This is a genomic window from Klebsiella sp. 141240 (genome assembly GCF_050600805.1).
GTDB lineage: Bacteria > Pseudomonadota > Gammaproteobacteria > Enterobacterales > Enterobacteriaceae > Klebsiella > Klebsiella aerogenes.
The window spans coordinates 401,140-422,622 of sequence record NZ_JAQIRK010000001.1; the positions used below are offsets into that span (position 1 = coordinate 401,140).

19 protein-coding genes and 1 pseudogene are annotated in these 21,483 nt (G+C 56.2%); 6 read left to right on the forward strand and 14 right to left on the reverse strand.

From position 1 onward, the window contains the following. Positions 1 to 38: 38 nt before the first annotated feature. The 3 genes from PGQ95_RS01895 to PGQ95_RS01905 all read right to left on the reverse strand — a co-directional run bounded on the left by PGQ95_RS01895 (position 39) and on the right by PGQ95_RS01905 (position 3,381). A complete protein-coding gene (locus tag PGQ95_RS01895; RefSeq protein WP_430916822.1) occupies positions 39 to 1,220 on the reverse strand; it encodes a PLP-dependent aminotransferase family protein in 1,182 nt (393 codons plus the stop codon). 96 nt (positions 1,221 to 1,316) lie between these two features. Continuing rightward, positions 1,317 to 3,182 carry a bifunctional glutathionylspermidine amidase/synthase gene (gss, locus tag PGQ95_RS01900; RefSeq protein WP_430916824.1) on the reverse strand — a complete coding sequence of 622 codons (1,866 nt, stop codon included), beginning with the start codon at positions 3,180 to 3,182 and terminating at the stop codon, positions 1,317 to 1,319. 76 nt (positions 3,183 to 3,258) lie between these two features. Beyond that, the gene (locus PGQ95_RS01905; RefSeq protein WP_323129966.1) at positions 3,259 to 3,381 is read right to left on the reverse strand and encodes a hypothetical protein; all 123 of its coding nucleotides are present in this window, start codon (positions 3,379 to 3,381) and stop codon (positions 3,259 to 3,261) included. Between the two features lie 20 nt (positions 3,382 to 3,401). Here PGQ95_RS01905 and PGQ95_RS01910 point away from each other — a divergent pair, with 20 nt between their 5' ends. After that, positions 3,402 to 3,962, forward strand: a complete 561-nt coding sequence (locus PGQ95_RS01910) for a DsbA family protein (protein WP_430916826.1) — start codon at positions 3,402 to 3,404, stop codon at positions 3,960 to 3,962. Positions 3,963 to 4,029: 67 nt separating this feature from the next. Further along, positions 4,030 to 4,896 (forward strand): glutathione-dependent disulfide-bond oxidoreductase, encoded by an 867-nt coding sequence (gene yghU / locus PGQ95_RS01915; RefSeq protein ID WP_020077919.1) that lies wholly within the window; start codon positions 4,030 to 4,032, stop codon positions 4,894 to 4,896. A gap of 43 nt (positions 4,897 to 4,939) precedes the next feature. Here yghU and PGQ95_RS01920 read toward each other — a convergent pair whose 3' ends face one another. From PGQ95_RS01920 to exbB, 3 genes are all read right to left on the reverse strand, one after another. After that, on the reverse strand, positions 4,940 to 5,434 hold the full coding sequence (locus PGQ95_RS01920; RefSeq protein ID WP_015369672.1) for a TIGR00645 family protein: 495 nt from the start codon (positions 5,432 to 5,434) through the stop codon (positions 4,940 to 4,942). Positions 5,435 to 5,565: 131 nt separating this feature from the next. Next, positions 5,566 to 5,991 carry a TonB system transport protein ExbD gene (gene exbD / locus PGQ95_RS01925; RefSeq protein WP_015369671.1) on the reverse strand — a complete coding sequence of 142 codons (426 nt, stop codon included), beginning with the start codon at positions 5,989 to 5,991 and terminating at the stop codon, positions 5,566 to 5,568. Positions 5,992 to 5,997: 6 nt separating this feature from the next. Further along, the gene (exbB, locus tag PGQ95_RS01930) at positions 5,998 to 6,729 is read right to left on the reverse strand and encodes a tol-pal system-associated acyl-CoA thioesterase (protein WP_015369670.1); all 732 of its coding nucleotides are present in this window, start codon (positions 6,727 to 6,729) and stop codon (positions 5,998 to 6,000) included. Between the two features lie 251 nt (positions 6,730 to 6,980). Here exbB and metC point away from each other — a divergent pair, with 251 nt between their 5' ends. Next, positions 6,981 to 8,168, forward strand: a complete 1,188-nt coding sequence (metC, locus tag PGQ95_RS01935; RefSeq protein WP_087859810.1) for a cystathionine beta-lyase — start codon at positions 6,981 to 6,983, stop codon at positions 8,166 to 8,168. Between the two features lie 129 nt (positions 8,169 to 8,297). Beyond that, on the forward strand, positions 8,298 to 8,957 hold the full coding sequence (gene yghB / locus PGQ95_RS01940) for a DedA family general envelope maintenance protein YghB (protein ID WP_087859811.1): 660 nt from the start codon (positions 8,298 to 8,300) through the stop codon (positions 8,955 to 8,957). 74 nt (positions 8,958 to 9,031) lie between these two features. On the opposite strand, the gene PGQ95_RS01945 is transcribed toward yghB, so the two are convergent. Continuing rightward, complete coding sequence (locus PGQ95_RS01945; protein ID WP_015703501.1) at positions 9,032 to 9,931, reverse strand: AraC family transcriptional regulator; 900 nt, start codon at positions 9,929 to 9,931, stop codon at positions 9,032 to 9,034. Positions 9,932 to 10,129: 198 nt separating this feature from the next. Between PGQ95_RS01945 and yqhD the strand changes: the two genes are divergently transcribed. Together yqhD and dkgA are read left to right on the forward strand one after the other, a co-directional pair. Then, complete coding sequence (gene yqhD / locus PGQ95_RS01950) at positions 10,130 to 11,293, forward strand: alcohol dehydrogenase (RefSeq protein WP_271032110.1); 1,164 nt, start codon at positions 10,130 to 10,132, stop codon at positions 11,291 to 11,293. Between the two features lie 144 nt (positions 11,294 to 11,437). Continuing rightward, positions 11,438 to 12,265: a 2,5-didehydrogluconate reductase DkgA gene (gene dkgA / locus PGQ95_RS01955; RefSeq protein WP_430916828.1), complete on the forward strand. Its 828-nt coding sequence runs from the start codon at positions 11,438 to 11,440 to the stop codon at positions 12,263 to 12,265. Positions 12,266 to 12,299: 34 nt separating this feature from the next. Here the strand turns inward: dkgA and PGQ95_RS01960 are convergent, their stop codons facing one another. The 7 genes and pseudogenes from PGQ95_RS01960 to PGQ95_RS01990 all read right to left on the reverse strand — a co-directional run bounded on the left by PGQ95_RS01960 (position 12,300) and on the right by PGQ95_RS01990 (position 21,342). Beyond that, positions 12,300 to 12,827 carry a GNAT family N-acetyltransferase gene (locus PGQ95_RS01960; RefSeq protein ID WP_430916830.1) on the reverse strand — a complete coding sequence of 176 codons (528 nt, stop codon included), beginning with the start codon at positions 12,825 to 12,827 and terminating at the stop codon, positions 12,300 to 12,302. Next, positions 12,827 to 15,164: pseudogene (locus PGQ95_RS01965) on the reverse strand (YgiQ family radical SAM protein). The gene PGQ95_RS01960 and the pseudogene PGQ95_RS01965 overlap by 1 nt, the downstream one beginning before the upstream one ends. A gap of 33 nt (positions 15,165 to 15,197) precedes the next feature. Further along, positions 15,198 to 16,610: a cell division protein FtsP gene (gene ftsP, locus PGQ95_RS01970; protein ID WP_087859816.1), complete on the reverse strand. Its 1,413-nt coding sequence runs from the start codon at positions 16,608 to 16,610 to the stop codon at positions 15,198 to 15,200. Positions 16,611 to 16,693: 83 nt separating this feature from the next. Continuing rightward, complete coding sequence (plsC, locus tag PGQ95_RS01975; protein ID WP_087859817.1) at positions 16,694 to 17,431, reverse strand: 1-acylglycerol-3-phosphate O-acyltransferase; 738 nt, start codon at positions 17,429 to 17,431, stop codon at positions 16,694 to 16,696. A gap of 186 nt (positions 17,432 to 17,617) precedes the next feature. Continuing rightward, on the reverse strand, positions 17,618 to 19,876 hold the full coding sequence (gene parC, locus PGQ95_RS01980; RefSeq protein WP_113373071.1) for a DNA topoisomerase IV subunit A: 2,259 nt from the start codon (positions 19,874 to 19,876) through the stop codon (positions 17,618 to 17,620). Positions 19,877 to 19,997: 121 nt separating this feature from the next. Beyond that, complete coding sequence (locus tag PGQ95_RS01985; RefSeq protein WP_113373072.1) at positions 19,998 to 20,867, reverse strand: AraC family transcriptional regulator; 870 nt, start codon at positions 20,865 to 20,867, stop codon at positions 19,998 to 20,000. A gap of 79 nt (positions 20,868 to 20,946) precedes the next feature. After that, complete coding sequence (locus PGQ95_RS01990) at positions 20,947 to 21,342, reverse strand: YgiW/YdeI family stress tolerance OB fold protein (protein WP_015369658.1); 396 nt, start codon at positions 21,340 to 21,342, stop codon at positions 20,947 to 20,949. Between the last annotated feature and the right edge of the window lie 141 nt (positions 21,343 to 21,483).

Here is a 21,483-nt window from a genome sequence, read left to right on the forward strand (position 1 = left end):
AAGCGCTCCGCACCGGTCATCGGTGCGGAGACAAAAGATTACAGCGATTTCGCCAGACGTTCGACGGCGGTCAGCAGACCGGCTTCAGAAACCGTCGAGTAGGAAAGACGCAGCGTGCGGGTATCCGGATTATCGTTGTAGAACGCTTCACCAGGTACGTAAACCACGCCGTTTTCCAGCGTTTTCTCAAGCCACGCTATGGTATCGAACGGATAGCGGAAGCGGGCCCACAGGAACATTCCCCCTTCCGGGCGGCTAAACTCAAGATGCTCGCCAAGACGGCTTTCCAGTGCCTCGGCCAGCGCCACGCACTTCTTGCGGTAGTCTTCGCGGATCAGGGCGATCTGATTGTTCAGGCGATTCATTCCCAGATACTCAGCGGTGATAACCTGAGAGAGCATATTGGTATGCAGATCCGCCGCCTGCTTCACGATCACCGCCTGGTGCGCCAGCCATTCCGGCATCACGATCCAGCCAATACGCATTCCCGGTGCGAGGATCTTGGAGAACGTGGAGGTGTACACCACCCGATCTTCACAGCCTTGTTCGATCGCATGTTGATACAGCGGACGCCGCACTTTATCGGTGAAGCTGATTTCGCCGTAGGGATCGTCTTCGATAATCACAAAATCATGTTGCTTCGCTAACGCCACCAGCCGCTGGCGACGATCGTCGCTGAGGGTTTTACCGCCGGGGTTGCCAAACGTCGGCACCAGATAGACCGCTTTAACCTTAGTCGTCTCCAGCAGATCGGCCAGTTGTTCAACCAGCATGCCGTTATCGTCGGTATCGACGCTCAGGATATTCGCCTGCGCCAGCTGGAATACCTGCAGCGCGGCAAGGTAGGTCGGACGTTCAACGACGACCGCATCGCCCGGATCGAGCAGCGTGCGGGCAACGATATCCAGCGATTGCTGCGAACCGGAGGTGATATACACCTGGCTTGCCGAGCAGGCCACGCCGCGCGACTGGCAGATTTCGCTCACCGCCTGGCGCAGCGGCGGATATCCTTCGGTAAGGCCGTATTGGAACGCATCATTAAAACGTTCACTCATCACCTTTTGCACCGCGAGGTTGAGACCTTCGGTATCAAACAGTTCCGGAGCCGGAATACCGCCGCCAAGCGAAATAACGCCGGGCAGTTTACTGTGTTTGAGAAGTTCGCGGACGGCGGAGGGCTTAAGTTCACCCGCGCGGGCGGCGAGGCGCCGATCGTGCATATGCTTTTCCTTTTCTGTCTTGTTGTTGTGTTAGTTGTACGTTGAAGCTTTGCAGGTGCCGGGCAGCGATGCTAGCCGCTGCCCGGTTTGCGGCCGTTACTCGTTGTCTTTCAGTACGACTAACGGCTCAATATCGCTCTCTTTCTTCACCACCAGCGAATCATCGCCGCGCAGGCAGGTTCCGCCATAGTTACCGCCCACCGTAAAGGTGCACACCTGGATGTACTTGCCGTCAACCTTCGGCAGACACCACAGCTGCTGGTAAATATTTTTGCGATCGACAAATTGCCCGCTGGTCTGATCCAATACCTCATCGTGCGGGCTTATCAGATCGATGTTATTACCGCAGCGCCCGGAGATCGGTTTGACCGCATAACCCGTTTTCGCCAGCTCGTCATTGACCACAAAATCGGTATCCAGCAGATAACGATGATGCGGGAACAGCGACCACAGCACCGGCAGAATCGCCTTGTTGCCGGGGATAACCGTCCACAGCGGTTCGAATACCAATACTTCAGGGCGCAGCAAGACGTCAATCAGGCGCACCTCATTTTGCGGATGACCGGTACGAATCGGCACCGCCGCATACTCATCGGCGCTGACTTCACGCACCTGCTCGATGGCGGTTTCCCATGCCCAGGTCTTCCACACGCAGTTAACCAAGCGGCCATCGCCGTCGATAAGCTGTCCGGCAGCATCCCAGCGCAGCTCATTAAGACCGAAGAGAATTTTGCTCTCAAAGCCCGCCTCGGTTAGCGAACGCTGAATAAACTGGGCGTGGTAGTTCTCTTCAAGATCCTTATCCTGCATGATATGCACGAACGGCCGCGCGCGGCTGTGTTTCCACGCCCCCGCCAGCTCCTCGAGCAGATTTTCCGCCGGATTATGGCCGGTACCGCGATAGCCCTGTTTCAGCCACTGTTCGAGGATCAATCCGCCTTCCGTATGGCAAGAGGCAGAGTCGGCGTTGTATTCGTACACCTTCAGCCCGCGCTCGTCCATGCAGAAATCCATGCGCCCGGTAATCATATGATGTCGGCGGCGCTGCCACGAGAGGCGCAGGCGCGGCCAAAGAATTTTCGGAATATCGAACAGCGCCAGCAGGTTGTCATCCTTCATCACCTTATCAGTGGCGTGCAGATACATCAGGTGCAGTTCGTTAGTCGCTTTAATCAGCTCCTGTTCGGCGCTCTCGCTGATGGTGAAGTACTGGTAGGGATCCTGATTGATGAAATGACCGTTGGCTTCAACATAGGCCTTTTGCAGCGCGTCTTTCTCATTGAGCCAGTTACCGCGGAACTGGCCCTTATTCGGCAGCCGCGCGCCGCTGATTTTCATCTCCTCGCCCGGCAGCACCGGCTGCGGCAGGCTGTGCTCGGTATCGGCGGTCTGGATCATCCAGCCTAAAATTTCGGTATCGGTAAAGGTATCTTTGATGGTGTAGACGCCGTCTTTCACTTCCAGCGTCAGCTCGCGGGTCCACTGCTGGCCCTGCGGCAGCGGCGCGTGAATGACGTTTTGCTCGGCGATACGGACCTTATTCCCTACCAGTTGCGTAATCACCGCCACGTGGCCGGTATGTTTAAACTCGCCGCCCTTCTGCCAGATTAGCAGCGAGCCGGCGATCGGCGGACGACGCGAGCCGTTGGCGAAGGCCTGCAGGGGAAGAATGTTGTCATTCACCACTTCGCGCAGAAAGCGCAGCGAGAAGATTTCATAAGCCATACCGACATCGGTAAAGACAAAGCCGTAGGTGAGGAATAAAAAGCGCCGCGCGAACTCTACGCACTGCCATTTATGCCCCATATACTCATTGCCGATATAGCTGCGGAAAGCGGCGTCATCCGGATAATCTTGTGGATTTAAGCTACTGTAATTCGAAGAATAAATTGCCACGCCGCCCGGCGCGTAGCCTAAAAGCGTGCCGAAAGGGGCGTCAATACTGGTCGATCCTTTACTCATTTAGCCTGACCTCAAATTAATGCAGCCCGGGCAGTTGGCGGAACAAAACTCCCTCTTCTTATCCTGCCGCAGGCACTTACCAGACAGAGGTGAAAAGATGATACCACTCATTCGATTCGCTAAACGTGCCCTTATAGAAAATAACCCGGCGTCCATTGGCAAAAGTGATATTGTTAGCCAACACATAACAAAAAAACATCACTACATCAGGAGTCGACAATGAGCGCACCTTCGCATCTCAATGCCCAGCCGCTGGTCTGGGGACACGGCCCGCGGACTTTTGAAGTATTCCTCGAACCAACCTGTCCGTTTTCCGTTCGCGCCTTCAACAAGCTTGATGAATTGCTGGATGAACTCGGCGCCGAAAACGTCACGATTAAGATTCGCCTGCAGTCCCAGCCATGGCATCTGTTTTCCGGGGTAATAGTGCGCTGCGTGCTGGCCGCCTCCACCCTGCCGCACGGCAGAGAGCAGGCGCACAAAGTCCTGCAGGCGGTTGCCGATCATCGTGAAGAGTTTGAATTCACCGACCACTGCAGCGGGCCGAATATGAATACCACTCCGCAGCAAATTATCGAGCGCCTTGAACGCTACAGCCACGTGTCGCTGGCGGCGGCATTTGCCCGCCCTGAGCTGCAAAACGAAATCAAATGGCACAGTAAATACGCCCGCCAGAATGGCATCCATGTATCGCCGACGTTTATGGTCAACGGTCTGGTGCAGCCTGACCTCGGCAGCGGCGATGACGTCAGCGTGTGGGCCGCGCGGATTATGGCCTGAGATTAGCTGCTAGACTTTTTTGTACACCTCACTATTTTTGTACACCTTACTAAAGAGGCAGGTCAGTATGTCCGACAATCACTACCAACCACCGAAAGTATGGGAATGGAAACAGAATAACGGCGGCGCATTCGCCAATATCAACCGTCCGGTTTCCGGCGCGACGCATGAGAAAGTGCTGCCCGTTGGCAATCACCCGCTGCAGCTCTATTCGCTGGGCACGCCGAACGGGCAGAAAGTGACTATCATGCTGGAAGAGCTGCTGGCGCTGGGCGTGGCTGGCGCTGAATATGACGCCTGGCTGATTCGTATCGGCGAAGGCGATCAGTTTTCCAGCGGCTTTGTCGAAGTGAACCCAAACTCGAAGATCCCGGCGCTGAGCGACCACTCCACCACTCCGCCGACCCGGGTATTTGAATCCGGTAGCATCCTGTTATATCTGGCGGAAAAATTTGGTTTCTTCCTGCCGAAAGACCCGGCCGGGCGCACCGAAACGCTGAACTGGTTGTTCTGGCTACAGGGCGCAGCGCCGTTCCTCGGCGGCGGCTTCGGCCACTTTTATAACTATGCGCCGGTGAAAATCGAGTACGCGATCGACCGCTTTACCATGGAAGCGAAACGTCAGCTCGACGTGCTGGATAAGCAGTTGGCGCGCGGGCGCTTTGTGGCCGGAGAAGAGTACACCATTGCCGATATGGCGATCTGGCCGTGGTACGGCAACGTGGTGCTGGGCAACGTCTATAACGCCGCGGAATTCCTCGATGCCGGCAGTTACGTTAACGTGCTGCGCTGGGCGCAGGACGTGGGCAATCGCCCGGCGGTGAAGCGCGGACGGATGGTTAACCGCACCAATGGCCCGCTCGACGAACAGTTGCACGAGCGCCATGATGCCCGCGATTTCGACACCCAGACCGAAGACAAACGCCAGGCGTAATGCCCCTACCCGGCGGCGCGAGGCTGCCGGGTAAGTTGTCACATCAGTGCTTTACCTTGGTCAGGCGATCGAGATAGCCCATCACAAAGGCTGACAGCACAAAGGTGAGATGGATAATGACGTACCACATCAGCTTGTTATCCGGCACGTTCTTCGCATCCATAAACACCCGCAGCAGGTGAATGGAAGAGATAGCCACAATCGACGCCGCCACCTTGTTTTTCAGCGATGTCGCATCCATTTTGCCAAGCCAGTTGAGCTTCTCTTTGCCTTCGTTAATATCCAGCGTCGAGACGAAGTTCTCATAACCTGAAAACATCACCATCACCAGCAGCCCGCCCACCAGCGTCATATCGACCAGCGAAAGCAGCGTCAGAATCAGATCCGACTCGCTGACGCTGAAGATATGCGGCAGGATGTGGAATATCTCCTGAAAAAATTTTATCGATAGCGCGATAAGCCCCAGCGAGAGGCCGAAATAAACCGGCGCCAGCAGCCAGCGCGAAGCATAAATAGCGTTTTCCAGAAAGCGTTCCATAAGGTCCTGTCAGTTTGTAAAAATGGCCGCCATTATATCGCAGCTGGCCCATATCAAAACGATACGCAGTCGGTAGGGAAATAAAAAAGGCCAACACTGTGTTGGCCTTTCGGGAGAAATCCTGGGGGAAATTACTTCGCTTTGACGGTCTCTTCGCCCACCAGACCAATTTTCAGGTAACCGGCCTGATGCAGCGTATCCATCACTTTCATCATCGTCTCGTAGTCGACGGTTTTGTCGGCGCGGAAGAACACGGTGGTGTCTTTCTTACCCTGAGTCAGCGCGTCCAGCGAGGCAATCACGCTCTCTTCGGTCACCGGATCGTTGCCGAGAAACATCGATTTGTCCGCCTTCACCGACAGGTAAATCGGTTTTTCCGGACGCGGCTGCGGCTGGCTGGATGAGGCCGGCAGGTTGACTTTGACGTCCACGGTGGCCAGCGGCGCCGCCACCATGAAGATAATCAACAGCACCAACATGACGTCGATAAACGGCGTGACGTTAATATCGTGCATTTCGCCGTTATCATCGAGGTTTTCGTTAAAATGCATCGCCATAGCGGATCAACCTACCCGTAATTTCTGCGCCGGACGCAGCGGCTGAGAACCACTGGCGTTCAGGTCAAGGTCACGGCTTTGCAGCAGCATAATCTGCGCAGCCACATCGCCAAGAGACGCTTTGTAACTGGCAATCATGCGGGCGAAGACGTTATAGATAACCACCGCCGGAATCGCGGCAAACAGGCCAATCGCCGTTGCCAGCAGCGCTTCCGCGATACCCGGCGCGACAACCGCCAGGTTAGTCGTCTGCGTTTGCGCGATACCGATAAAGCTGTTCATGATGCCCCAGACGGTACCAAACAGACCGACGAACGGGGAAATAGCGCCGATGGTTGCCAGATAACCATTTCCGCGGCCCATGTAGCGGCCAACCTGCGCCACGCGACGCTCAAGGCGGAAACCGGTACGTTCTTTAATGCCTTCGTTGTCATCCACGCCTGCCGACAGTTCCAGCTCATTATTGGCTTCGTTAATCAGCTGAGTGGTCAGGCTTTTAGCATGGAATCCATTCGCGATAGTGTTAGCCTGATCGAGAGAACGCGCTTCGCTGAGCTGCTGCTGCTCACGCTTGAGGCGACGCTTGCTGGACAACATTTCGGCACCCTTGCCGAAGAAAATAGCCCAGGTGACTACTGAAGCCAGAATCAAGCCAATCATCACAACCTTAACGACAATATCGGCGTGATGATACATACCCCAAACGGAGAGATCCGCCTGCATCAAATTATTACCCACACTGTTTCTCCAGGACGTCAATCACAAAAACTGAGCATAATAATATCAAAACGACATCGAATTGATAGTGGTTCTCATTAGTATTTACACTGTGCAGCAAATCACGTTTATTTTCTTTGCGCTTACGCAGTAAAAAAGCGGCTGACGCCGGTTTCGGGAAAATTTTTGCCTGTATCGTTTGCGGCCCGGTACACAAACCGGTATTCATGGTAGTTTAGACGTCCAGACGTATAAAAACAGGTTTCTATAACATGGCTGATAAACATCTTGATACCGCGCTGGTCAACGCCGGGCGCCGCAAAAAATATACTCAGGGTTCGGTGAATAGCGTTATCCAACGCGCCTCATCGCTGGTGTTCGATACCGTCGAGGCTAAAAAACACGCCACCCGTAATCGCGCCAAAGGCGAGCTGTTTTATGGCCGCCGCGGCACGCTGACCCACTTTTCGCTGCAGGAAGCCATGTGTGAACTGGAAGGCGGCGCCGGCTGCGCCCTCTTCCCCTGCGGCGCGGCCGCGGTCGCCAACACGATTCTGGCCTTCGTCGAACAGGGCGACCACGTGTTAATGACCAACACCGCCTATGAGCCCAGCCAGGACTTCTGCACTAAGATCCTCGCGAAGCTCGGGGTGACGACCGGCTGGTTCGATCCGCTCATCGGCGCGGATATCGCCAACCTGATTCAACCCAATACTAAAGTCGTGTTTCTGGAATCCCCCGGCTCGATCACCATGGAAGTGCATGATGTGCCGGCCATCGTCGCCGCCGTGCGCCGCGTCGCGCCGGAAGCCATTATCATGATCGATAACACCTGGGCGGCAGGGGTACTGTTTAAAGCGCTCGATTTTGGTATCGATATCTCTATTCAGGCGGCAACGAAATATTTAATTGGTCACTCCGACGGGATGATCGGCACCGCGGTGGCCAACGCCCGCTGCTGGGAGCAATTGTGTGAAAACGCCTATCTGATGGGCCAGATGGTCGATGCCGATACCGCCTACATGACCAGCCGCGGCTTGCGCACGCTTGGTGTCCGCCTGCGTCAGCATCATGAAAGCAGCCTGCGCGTCGCCGAATGGCTGGCGCAGCACCCGCAGGTGGCGCGAGTCAATCATCCGGCGCTACCGGGCAGCAAGGGCCACGAGTTCTGGAAGCGCGACTTCAGCGGCAGCAGCGGGCTGTTCTCTTTCGTCCTTAATAAACGTCTCACCGACGCCGAGCTGGCAGCCTATCTGGACAACTTCAGCCTGTTCAGCATGGCCTACTCGTGGGGCGGGTTCGAATCGCTGATTCTCGCCAATCAGCCGGAACATATCGCGGCCATCCGCCCCGGGGCGGAAGTGGATTTCAGCGGCACTCTTATTCGACTGCACATAGGTTTAGAAAATGTTGACGATCTGCTGGCGGATTTAGCGGCAGGTTTCGCGCGTATCGTGTAAAGTGACAGGAAGTGGCAACAAAAGCGGACGCTTTCAGAAAAGCGGCCGCTTTTGTTGCGCCCGGGATCAAGGTGCTCGGGCCGCTTCAGGAGTACACTAGTCGAAAAACGGTACCACTTAGGAAAGTCCATGGTTGTCATTCAAGAGATTGTCGCCGCGCTGTGGCAACATGATTTTGCCGCATTGGCAAACCCTCACGTTGTGGGTTTTGTATATCTGGTCATGTTCGCGACCCTGTTTCTGGAAAACGGGCTGCTGCCGGCTTCGTTTTTACCGGGCGATAGCCTGTTGCTGCTCGCCGGTGCGTTAATCGCTAAAGGCGTCATGGATTTTATCCCCACTCTCGCCATACTGACCGCCGCCGCCAGCCTCGGCTGCTGGCTGAGCTATTTACAGGGGCGTTGGCTGGGTAATACCACGATGGTGAAAGGCTGGCTGTCGCATCTGCCGCACAAATATCATCAGCGCGCCACCAACATGTTTGATAAACACGGCCTGCTGGCGCTGCTGGCCGGGCGTTTTCTGGCGTTTGTCCGCACCCTGCTGCCAACCATGGCGGGTATTTCCGGCCTGCCGAATCGTCGTTTCCAGTTCTTTAACTGGCTCAGCGGCCTGCTGTGGGTTGGCGTCGTCACCGGTCTCGGCTATGCGCTGAGCATGATCCCGTTCGTGAAAAACCACGAAGACCAGGTCATGACCTGCCTGATGATTTTACCGATCGCCCTGCTGGTGACCGGCCTCGTTGGTACGGTTATCGTCGTTATCAAGAAGAAATACTGCAGCGCCTGATTCACTCGCCCCGGATGGTCTCAAAGTCCCCGGTAGAGCTAACGCCTACCGGGGCTACAGGCGCCGCATCCTTATCAAATCCCCTGCATTGTGCGAATACGCGCAGCATCTTCACCCGGTGTAATACCAAAATAGCGTTTAAACTCACGGCTAAACTGCGAGGCGCTTTCATAGCCGACGCGCATTGCCGCCGCGCTGGCTTTCATACCGTCATGGATCATCAGCATTCTGGCCTTATGCAGGCGATAGGTCTTCAAATACTGCAGCGGCGAGGTGCTGGTAACCGATTTAAAGTTATGGTGAAACGCCGAAACGCTCATATTCGCTTCCGCCGCCAGCTGGTCGACGCTGAGGTTTTCGGTGTACTGGCTTTCAATACGCTTCAAAACGCGGCTAATCAGACTAAAGTGCGTCTGTCGGCTGACCAGCGCCAGCAGCGCGCCGCCGCAGGGGCCAATCAGGACATGATAAAGGATCTCGCGAATAATCTGTTTACCGAGAATGCGCGCGTCCAGCGGCCGCTCCATCACGTCTAACAGGCGTTCCGCCGCGCAGAGGATCTCTTCCGATAACACCGCCGAGTTGATCCCGCTGGAGGCGACCGACGGCTGAAAAAGCTCATCTTCGCCGATATCCATCAGCAGCTCCTGCAACTGCAAAATATCGACATTCAACCGCATTCCAGCCAGCGGCACTTCCGGGGTCGCGAAGGTTTCGCATTCGAACGGTAGCGGGACGGTTAACAGTAAGTATTCGTTGGTGTCATAACGGAAGGTTCGTTCATTGATATAGCCAATTTTATGGCCGGAAAAGAGAAAAACGATCCCCGGCTGGTACATCACCGGCGTACGGGTGCCCGGCTGCGTCCCGTACAGCAGACGGATATCCGGCAGCAGTTCACTTAGCATTTCTTGCTTATCTTTCAGCTTGTTAACTTTATCTGTTAATAGCTGGCATATCTCGGCACGGTTCATTTTCGCTGCTTCTCCGACGACTTTTCTACAAGCTTATTGTGCGTAGTTTCCTTCTTTTTCTCCAGCCTAATGGAGAAATGGGCAAGACAATGGCAGGAATGTGCATTGAGAGGAAACGGTCGCAGGAACACAATAGCCGCCATCGGGCAGAGAGTCGTCCTTTCTGCCGGGAGTTTCATCTTTATGAGGGCACCAGCCATGAATAACTTCAATTTACATACCCCAACCCGCATTCTGTTCGGCAAAGGCGCCATCGCCGATCTGCGCGAACAAATCCCAGCCGGCGCTCGCGTGCTGGTGACTTACGGCGGCGGTAGCGTGAAGAAAACCGGCGTACTGGATCAGGTACTGAGCGCGCTGGCTGGCTTTGACGTGCTGGAGTTCGGCGGAATTGAGCCAAACCCGTCTTACGAAACGCTGATGAACGCGGTGAAAATCGCTCGTGAAGAGAACGTGACCTTCCTGCTGGCGGTTGGCGGCGGTTCGGTGCTCGACGGCACCAAATTTATCGCCGCGGCCGCGCACTATGACGCGAATATCGATCCGTGGGAAATTCTGGAAACCTACGGCAACAAGATTGCCAGCGCTATTCCGATGGGCTCAGTATTGACCCTGCCGGCGACCGGTTCCGAATCAAATAAAGGCGCGGTTATCTCGCGTAAAACCACCGGCGATAAACGCGCGTTTATGTCCGAACACGTTCAGCCGGTCTTCGCGATCCTCGATCCGGTTTACACCTACACCCTGCCGCCGCGCCAGGTCGCTAACGGTGTCGTTGACGCTTTCGTCCATACCGTTGAGCAGTACGTGACCTACCCGGTTGACGGCAAAATTCAGGACCGTTTCGCCGAGGGCATTCTGCTAACGCTGGTGGAAGATGGCCCGAAAGCGCTGCAGGAGCCGGAGAATTACAACGTGCGCGCCAACATTATGTGGGCGGCGACGCAGGCATTGAACGGCCTCATTGGCGCAGGCGTGCCTCAGGACTGGGCGACGCATATGCTCGGCCACGAACTGACGGCGATGCACGGCCTGGATCACGCTCAGACGCTGGCTATCGTGCTGCCGGCGCTGTGGAATGAGAAGCGCGATACCAAGCGCGCTAAGCTGCTGCAGTACGCCGAGCGCGTGTGGAATATCACCGAAGGTTCCGAAGAACAGCGTATCGATGCCGCTATCGCCGCAACCCGTAGTTTCTTCGAGCAAATGGGCGTGCCGACTCGCCTTTCCGATTACGGTCTCGACGGTAGCTCCATCCCGGCGCTGCTGGCGAAGCTGGAAGAGCACGGCATGACTAAGCTTGGCGAAAATCAGGATATCACTCTGGACGTCAGCCGCCGTATCTATGAGGCTGCCCGCTAAGTTATTCCCGCCTGATTCACCTCTCCTTACGTTAAACAAACGTCAAGGAGAGGTGTTTTTACTACCGTTTTTAGCTATTTCGTCCAGACTTAATGCTACCCCTCGGCGGATTTTTGACGCTGAGTTCATTAACAGGAGGAAGGCATGACACATCCAACCGTTATTAAACTACACGACGGCAACCTGATGCCGCAGCTGGGTCTCGGCGTGTGGAAAGCAGGCAACGAGGAAGTCGTCTCCGCCATTCATAAGGCGCTGGAAGTCGGTTATCGTTCTTTTGACACCGCCGCCGCGTACCAAAATGAGGCTGGCGTCGGCAACGCGTTAAGCAGCGCGGGCGTCAATCGCGATGAGCTCTTCATCACCACCAAACTGTGGAATGACGATCAAAAACGGCCGCATGAAGCGCTAAAAGAGAGCCTCAGCAAGCTGAAATTGGACTATGTGGATCTCTATTTAATCCACTGGCCGGTGCCAGCGATAGGCCATTACGTCGAAGCCTGGCAGGCGCTGATCGAACTACAGCAGCAAGGGCTGGCAAAAAGCATCGGGGTGTGTAATTTCCAGGTGCCGCATCTGCAAAAGCTGATCGATGAAACCGGCGTCGCCCCCGTGATCAACCAGATTGAGCTGCACCCGTTAATGCAGCAGCGTCAGCTACATGCATGGAACGCCACGCACAAAATCCAGACCGAATCCTGGAGCCCATTAGCGCAGGGCGGCAAAGGGGTCTTCGATCAGAAAATTATCCACCATCTGGCGGATAAATACGGCAAAACGCCTGCGCAAATCGTCATTCGCTGGCATCTCGACAGCGGACTGGTGGTAATCCCGAAATCCGTCACGCCATCGCGTATCGCGGAAAACGTTGACGTCTGGGACTTCCGTCTCGACAAAGACGAACTCAGTGAAATCGCTAAGCTGGACCAGGGCAAACGTCTCGGCCCCGACCCGGACCAGTTCGGCGGTTAATCCCCTTCACTTTTGCCTTTAGCGCCGCACGGCGCTAAGGGCTTTCGCAAATTAAATGTATATCCTCAGGCTCCAGAGCAAACAGCTCCGGGTCGGGCTCATCAATTAAACGACACCCCTGTGAGAGATAAAAATCAACGGTACTTTTATTGGGAATGGACGAAATATACAGGCCGGACGCGCCCAGATCAGGAAGCTGCTGCAGCGCATAATCAAACAGACGCCGTCCCCATCCCTGGCCACGCTGCGCCGCGCCCACATAAAAGAATAGCAGCTGGCGTAGATCGCCCTTTTCACCCCGTGGCAAGGTATCAATCGCCGCCGCGGCAATGATTTTATCCTGCTCGAAAAAGGCGAAAAAAATACCGCCGCGATCGTAGCAGGCCTCGTGAATAGGCGTATAAACCTGGCGATCGTGAGGATCCCAACCTCGCACATTATAATATTGCGAGTACGCCTGAAGCCGGCCATTATCGAGCTTATAAAGGGTGTCGATAATTTCACTGCGATCTATCTCCCACAACATTTCCAGCTGCTGTCGTGACAGGATTACCGGCGTCATTATCGTTCTCTCTCCTTATATGACAGGCTTTCCCCCGGCGAGCGCACCCGCCGGAGAAGCGGCTTAGCGGGACGCCGTCTTCGGCTTAATACGCTTTTTCGCGCCCGGCGCGGCCGGCGTCTGGCGCTGATGCGCAACCGGCGTATGCTTCGTCAGCGCCGGACGGGTATGGCGGTTCTGGCGACGCGCTTCACGCATCTCGTCAAGGGTCGGCGCCGGTACCAGGCAGTCACGGCGTGAACCAATCAGATGCTTTTTACCCATCGCTTCCAGCGCCTGACGGATCAGCGGCCAGTTTGCCGGATCGTGATAGCGCAGCAGCGCTTTATGCAGACGGCGCTGTTTGTCGCCCTTCGGCACCACCACGTCTTCGCTCTTATAGCCGATTTTACCCAGCGGGTTCTTGCCGGTGTAATACATGGTGGTTGAGTTCGCCAGCGGCGACGGATAGAAGTTCTGTACCTGGTCGAGACGGAAGCGATGACGTTTCAGCCACAGCGCCAGGTTCACCATATCTTCATCGCGCGTCCCTGGGTGGGCGGAAATAAAGTACGGGATCAGGTACTGTTCTTTACCCGCCTGCTTCGAATAGGTATCAAACAATTCTTTAAAGCGGTCATAGCTGCCCATGCCCGGCTTCATCATCTTCGACAGCGGCCCCTCTTCGGTATGCTCCGGAGCGATCTTCAGATAGCCACCGACGTGGTGGGTCGCCAGCTCTTTGATATAGCGCGGATCCTCTACGGCGATGTCGTAACGCACACCCGATGCGATAAGGATTTTCTTGATGCCTTTCAGGTCGCGGGCGCGACGGTACAGATTAATCGTCGGCTCATGGTTGGTATCCATGTGCGGGCAGATATCCGGGTAGACGCAGGAGAGACGACGGCAGGTCTGCTCAGCGCGCGGCGATTTACAGCGCAGCATATACATATTGGCGGTTGGGCCGCCAAGATCGGAAATAATGCCGGTAAAGCCGGGGACCGTGTCGCGAATCGCTTCGATTTCATTGATTATCGAATCTTCGGAGCGACTCTGGATGATGCGCCCTTCGTGCTCGGTGATCGAGCAGAAAGAACAGCCGCCGAAGCAACCGCGCATGATGTTAATGGAGAAGCGAATCATCTCGTAGGCCGGGATACGCGCATCGCCATAAGAAGGATGCGGCACACGCTTGTACGGCAGCGCAAAGACGCTGTCCATCTCTTCAGTCGACAGCGGGATCGCCGGCGGGTTAACCCAGATATAACGCTCGCCGTGCTTTTGCATCAGCGCGCGGGCGCAGCCTGGGTTGGTTTCATGGTGCAGAATGCGCGACGCGTGAGCGTACAGCACTTTGTCGCCTTTGACCTTCTCAAAGGAAGGCAGCAATACGTAGGTTTTTTCCCACGGTTTTGGCCGCGGCGGCTGCACGACAACGGCTTTGGCCTCAGCTTTTTTCGGCGCCACCGGTTTGTTGTCTGCGCACGGCAGGTCTTCACCGTACGGATGCGGAATCGGGTCGATTTTGCCCGGCGTATCCAGACGCGTGGAGTCAACGCCGCTCCAGCCCGGCAGTGCTTCCTTTACCATGATCGCGGTATTACGCACATCGCGAATATCGCCGATGGCCTCGCCCATCGCCAGACGATGCGCCACTTCTACCAGCGGGCGCTCGCCGTTGCCGAACATCAGCATATCGGCTTTTGAATCCACCAGCACCGAGCGGCGCACGGTATCGGACCAATAATCGTAGTGCGCGGTACGGCGCAGGCTGGCCTCAATACCGCCGAGGATCACCGGCACGTCTTTCCATGCTTCTTTACAGCGCTGGGTATAAACCAGCGTCGCGCGGTCCGGGCGCTTACCCGCGACGTTGCCGGCGGTATAAGCGTCGTCATGGCGCAGCTTACGGTCGGCGGTATAGCGGTTGATCATTGAGTCCATATTGCCCGCGGTCACGCCGAAGAACAGATTCGGCTTACCCAGGCGCATGAAGTCTTCTTTGCTGTTCCAGTCCGGCTGAGAGATGATCCCTACGCGGAAGCCCTGTGCTTCCAGCATACGGCCGCAGATAGCCATACCGAAGCTTGGATGGTCGACGTAGGCGTCGCCGGTCACCAGAATAATGTCGCAGCTATCCCAGCCAAGTTGATCCATCTCTTCACGCGACATTGGTAGAAATGGCGCAGGGCCAAAACAGGCAGCCCAGTATTGCGGCCAGGAAAATAGGTCACGATCCGGCTGGATCAGGGATATTGCGCTCATATTGCTTCCGGGGAAAATGATAAAAAAATAACCAAAAGGGCGTGGATTATAAGCCGGAATGATAGTGGAAATGAAGGAGGATTTTCTCAAACCCTGACCGTGTTGCGGCCAGGGTTACGGATATTACGGCGCCGGATTCACCAGAATCTGGCCAATCGAGCCGCGGTCGGCGAGCTCCAGCGTCTGGCTCAGGTACTGGAACGGGAAGTGCGGCCAGGAAGGCTGGTTATAATACACCAGCAGTTCTACCTGCCCGTCGATCCATACGGTATCTTTCCAGCCTCGGTCTTCCGGGAACGGCATCGTTCCATTAACGTTACGGATCTGGAACATCACGCCTTCAATATGGAACGACTGCGGGCGGTCGGCGCGCACGGTCCAGCGCTCCCACGTACCCTGCTGGGCGGTGATATCAATACGCTGCGGATCCCACAGTTGGCCATTGATGCCGGGGTCGTCGCCGAGCGTAATATCGCGGCTGCGCAGCGGCGTGCCGGAGAGCAGCTCGGTCGGCAGCAGCCGCACCGGCAGGCTATCGGTAACCAGCGGCAGCAGCCCGGTCGGACGCAGCGTCAACACCAGCGTGGAGATCAAAATGCTCGACGGCTCGAAGAAACCGCGGATACGGTCGACGATGCTCGCCGCTTCGCCGCAGGTAATCGACACTTCATCGCCGTTGGTCATATCCACCAGAATTTCTCGCCGCTCGCCGGGGGCCAGCGACAATTGCTTAAGTGAGACCGGCGCCGGCAGGAAGCCCTGATCGCCTGAGATAACGTGCAGCAGACGACCATCGCTCATCTGCAGCTGATAGCGGCGCGAGTTAGAAGCGTTCAGCAGACGCAGTCGTACCCAGCCGCGTGAGACTTCGACATAGGGCCCCTGCGCGCCGTTGACCAACAGGGTATCGCCCACGAAACCACCGCTGCCCGGTTCGCTATATTCCGGAGTACCGAAGTTATCCAGCCGCTTATCCTGAATAATCACCGGGAAGTCATCAACGCCATAATGATTAGGAATTGGCAGATTCTTGCTGACTTCATCTTCCACCAGCCACATTCCCGCCAGGCCGTTGTAAACCTGTTTCGCCATCCGGTTCGGGGTATTCGCCTGATACCACAAAGTGGCCGCACTCTGGCGAATCGGCAATACCGGCGCCCAATCCGCATTCGGCGACATCATGCGCGCCGCGCCGCCAATCAGCGGGCCCGGCACCTGCAGGCCGCGAATCGTCATGGCGACATTTTCGGTCAGGCGGTTACTGTAGATAAGTTTGACGTCATCGCCATTCCAGACGCGAATGGTCGGCCCCAGGTAGCGGCCATTGATGCCCCATACCGGCGCGCGCGTGCCCTGGGTAAATGACCAATGAGAACGTTGCAGGGTCAGAAACAGCGGCTGACCGCGACGGGATTCCAGCAGAGGCGGAATGGGGAGCGCCGGCTGCTGGCCGGCGGCATGAGCCTTCAGCGGCGCGGCGCCTGCGCACAGCGCTACACCTGAAGCCTTAATAAACTGACGCCGACTGAGTGACATATTAACTCCATGAAATACTGACAATGCAAAAAGGGAATTCGTTTCCCGCCAGCAATACGCTCGCGTTCGCGGCGTTTCCTGTATTATTTCTTTCCAGCCGCTTCGCGCTCGGCCACTTCTTTATCCAGCTCGGCGATTTTTGCGGACATCAGCTCGCGGCAGTGTGTCGCCAGCGCGCGCACATTATCTTTACCGTACTGGCTGGTATCGACCGGCGGCAGCATCTCGACAATCACCAGACCGTTGTTCCAGCGATTGAGTTTAATTTTGTTCGATGTATTCGACACGCATACTGGAATAATCGGTACGCCAGCGGCGATGGCCGCGTGGAACGCGCCGGTTTTAAAGGGCAGCAGACCGCGGCCGCGGCTGCGGGTCCCTTCCGGGAACATCCAGAACGAAATTTTACGCTTTTTAAACGCATTCACTACTTCGGCGATAGTGCCGTGCGCTTTGGTTCGGTTATTACGGTCAATCAGCAGGTTGCCCGTCAGCCAGTAAAGCTGGCCAAAGAACGGGATCCACAGCAGGCTTTTTTTCCCTACAGTAACCGTCGGCGGCTGCACGATATTTGACGCTGTCACCATATCATAGTTGTTCTGGTGGTTAGCGATGTAGATCGCATTGCCGTAGCTTTCCGCATCCGCGGGCTTACGCAGTTCGACTTTCAGGCCGAATACCGGGGACAGACGGCCAAACAGATGACCAAACGTCGCGACGTGCTTAGGGTTGCGCGGGCTGAACAAGCAGTAAAGACTGCCAAATATGCACACCACGATGCAATAAATGACAACAAAAATTAGTCGAAAAATAAATAACATAGCTTCCTCTGAAACCCAAACCGCTTAGCGTTATACCCGTTGAATCACAGGTTCAGGACACCGCTGCCCTCTCAACGCGGGGCGGAAAATTTCCGCCCCTGGAGGACATGTTAATCGCAATGCCTGAATAAACAACGATTTTGCGGCAAATTTTCGCATCCTCCAGCCGGGTGAAGGATGCGGGTCTTACTCTTCGCTGTCGCCAGCCGAGGCGCGGCGCGGGGAGTCGATCTCCACGCGGTCGATTTTCTGCAGGCCGCGCATCAGCGAACCGCGACGGCCGCGCTCGCCGGTGACTTTTTGCAGCTCTTCCGGCCGCAGTTTGATCTTACGCTTGCCGACATGAATGGTCAGCGTGCTCTGCGGCGGCAGGACAAACAGATGCGCCAGCCCATCCTGGCCGGAGGCGGCTTCCGCCGACGGAATGTTGATAATTTTATTGCCTTTGCCTTTCGACAGCTGCGGCAGATCGCTCACCGGGAACATCAGCATGCGCCCGGCGTTGGTGATCGCCAACAGCATATCGGCATCGTCTTCAATGACCAGCGGTGGCATGACATGCGCGTTCTCCGGCAGCGTAATCAGCGCCTTACCGGCGCGGTTGCGCGCCACCAGGTCGTTGAAGGTACAGACGAAACCGTAGCCGGCATCGGAAGCCATCAGCAGCTTCTGATCGTCTGCCTCCATCAGCATATGTTCTACGCTGGCGCCCGGCGGCAACGTCACTTTACCGGTGACCGGTTCGCCCTGGCCGCGGGCGGAAGGCAGCGTAATCGGGTCGATGGCGTAGCTGCGCCCGGTGGTATCAATGAATACCACCGGCTGGTTGCTCTTGCCTTTCACCGACGCTTTCCAGCTATCGCCGGCTTTGTAACTCAGCCCCTGCGCGTCGATATCGTGACCTTTGGCGCTACGCACCCAGCCCATCTGCGACAGAACGATAGTGACCGGCTCGGACGGCAGCATATCGTGCTCGCTCATCGCCTTCGCTTCTTCGCGTTCGCGCAGCGGCGAACGGCGGTCGTCGCCAAAGGTATCGGCATCGGCCTGCAGCTCTTTCTTCAGCAGGTTATTCATCTTGCGCTCGGAGGCCAGAATCGCCTGCAGCTGATCGCGCTCTTTTTCCAGCTCGCTCTGCTCGCCGCGGATCTTCATCTCTTCCAGTTTGGCGAGATGGCGCAGTTTTAATTCCAGAATCGCTTCCGCCTGGGTTTCGCTGATGCCGAAGCGGGCAATCAGCGCCGGCTTTGGTTCATCTTCGTGGCGGATTATCTCAATCACTTCATCAATGTTGAGGAACGCGACCAGCAAACCTTCGAGGATGTGCAGGCGCTTGAGGACTTTTTCCAGCCGGTAGTTCAGGCGGTTACGCACGGTATCACGACGGAAGGTCAACCACTCCGTCAGGATTTCGAGCAGATTCTTCACCGCCGGACGGTTGTCCAGGCCGATCATGTTGAGGTTGATGCGGTAGCTCTTTTCCAGATCGGTGGTGGCGAACAGGTGGTTCATCACCTGCTCCATATCCACGCGGTTGGAACGCGGCACGATCACCAGACGGGTCGGGTTTTCATGATCCGATTCATCACGCAGATCATCAACCATCGGCAGCTTTTTGTTACGCATCTGCGCGGCGATCTGCTCCAGCACGCGCGCGCCGGACACCTGATGCGGCAGCGCGCTAATCACCACCGCGCCGTCTTCTTTCGCCCACACGGCGCGCATCCGTACCGAACCGCGGCCGTTCTGGTAGATTTTGCGAATTTCCGCGCGCGGGGTAATGATTTCCGCTTCGGTCGGGTAGTCCGGCCCCTGCACGATATCCAGCAGTTCATCGAGGGTGGTTTTCGGTTTTTCCAGCAGCGTAATCGCCGCCTGCGCCACTTCACGCAGGTTGTGCGGCGGAATATCGGTCGCCATACCAACGGCGATGCCGGTGGTGCCGTTCAGCAGGATGTTCGGCAGACGCGCCGGCAGCATTTTCGGCTCCTGCAGCGTACCGTCAAAGTTCGGTACCCAATCGACGGTGCCCTGACCCAGTTCGCTGAGCAGCAATTCGGCGTATTTCGACAGGCGGGATTCGGTGTAACGCATCGCCGCGAAGGATTTCGGATCGTCCGGCGCCCCCCAGTTCCCCTGGCCGTCTACCAGCGGATAGCGGTAAGAGAACGGTTGCGCCATCAGCACCATCGCTTCATAGCAAGCGCTGTCGCCGTGCGGGTGATATTTACCCAGCACGTCGCCGACGGTGCGGGCGGATTTTTTGAACTTGGCGCTGGCGTTCAGGCCCAGCTCGGACATTGCATAGACAATGCGGCGCTGAACCGGCTTTAAGCCATCGCCAATAAACGGCAATGCCCTGTCCATGATGACGTACATGGAGTAGTTCAGGTAGGCATTTTCCGTGAATTCATGTAGCGCGAGGCGCTCTGCCATATCGCTCATTAATCGTGGATCCTCAATCTGGGACGCGGCCATTGCGGCGGCAAAACTACCCGCGATAATACCCGATCTCACGCCCTGAGTCACAGGAAGTGAGATCGGTTAAAGAGGATGAGGATATCAATCAGGCTAGCGGCAAATAAATATCGGTGCGGAGTTCATGCTCGCCAACTTCATGCACAAAATTGAGGTAGCGGAAGTACACCGGAAAATCCCTTAGCGTCTCCCCGGCGGCGGGTAGCCAGTCGCGATAGAGGAACCAGACGCTTTGCGCCAGCGTGTCCAGCGAACCGTGGTGGCGGGCCACGGCGCAACGGCCTGCCGGGATCTCGCCGTTAATCACGCCAAACGCGTTTTCGCTAATCGGCCGATCGACGGTACCGCAGATATCAAAACGAAACGCGTCGCCTGGCGTTGTTTGCGGATCGTCCCAGGCAATGCCCCAGGTTTCGCTGGTGGCGACTGGCGACAGCCCGCTCGTTTTACGCCATGCGATAAAACGCGCGGCGGTGGCGTTGACCAGGTCCGGGCTCCCGCGATGTTGTAGTATGGCGACCCTTGTAGCTGGAAATTGAATGATGTTTACGTCCATCGAAGTTTGCTCCTGTAGCGTATGTTTCGGTACGCGTCGATGCCACTCGGCCCAATCCGGTCGCTGACGGAACTGAGTCGGGCTTTGATCAAACGCGGTACGGAAGGCGCGACTGAACGACTCCGAATTTTGAAATCCGGCATCAAGGGCAATATCGATGATTTTATCGTGCGGGTTGAAGGCCAGGCGCCAACAGGCGCGCCGCAGGCGTAACCACTGAATATACCGGTACAGCGGAACGCCGGTATACGCGCTAAATTGCCGGTGAAAATGGTAAGGCGAGCTATACGCAATCGCGCTCAGCGCCTCCAGCGTTAGCGGCTCATCAAGATGATTCTCAATGTACAAACAGACTCGCTGAAAACGCCCGACGTACGCCGGGCTGGCCTTAATATCGTTCATCGTCTCCTCCACGCGACATACTCTGCCAGAGCGAGGATAGCGATTCCTGACCGATCTTGCGCACTATCCGGCACGTACCTTATGGCGTGATTTTACGGATCTGCTTCACGTCGATCTCTACCGAGTTCCAGTCTTTATCGACTTCACCCTGAATTTCTACCGTATCCTGTGGGCCGACGGTCACGCCGTTCCAGCGCTTATGGTCGATATCGACGTTCACCACGCCGGAGGCATCCTGGAATTTATACAGATCATCAGAGATGCGCTCGACGATTTTACCGCGCAGGGTCACCCAGGTGTCATCGCGCAGCGACTTGGCGTTCGCCACGGTGGTCACCGCGCCGCTCGGCCCGGTGAAGCCGCCGGCCTGCGAGGTAGTGGTAGTAGACGGTCCGGTGAATCCACCCTGCCCGGCGGCCAGTACCGGCATGGAAACCAAAGCAATAATCGCGGTCATCGCAGCAATTTTTTTCATCTTATATTCTCCCTTATGTGTTGGTATGGCTCCTATTACGCCTGACAAAACTTAACGACTTCTTAAGCGGAAAAAAGAAATTTTAATGCTGTACATCCCCTGCTTCAACGCGGTTTACTGCGCAAAGAAACGGGATCGTCG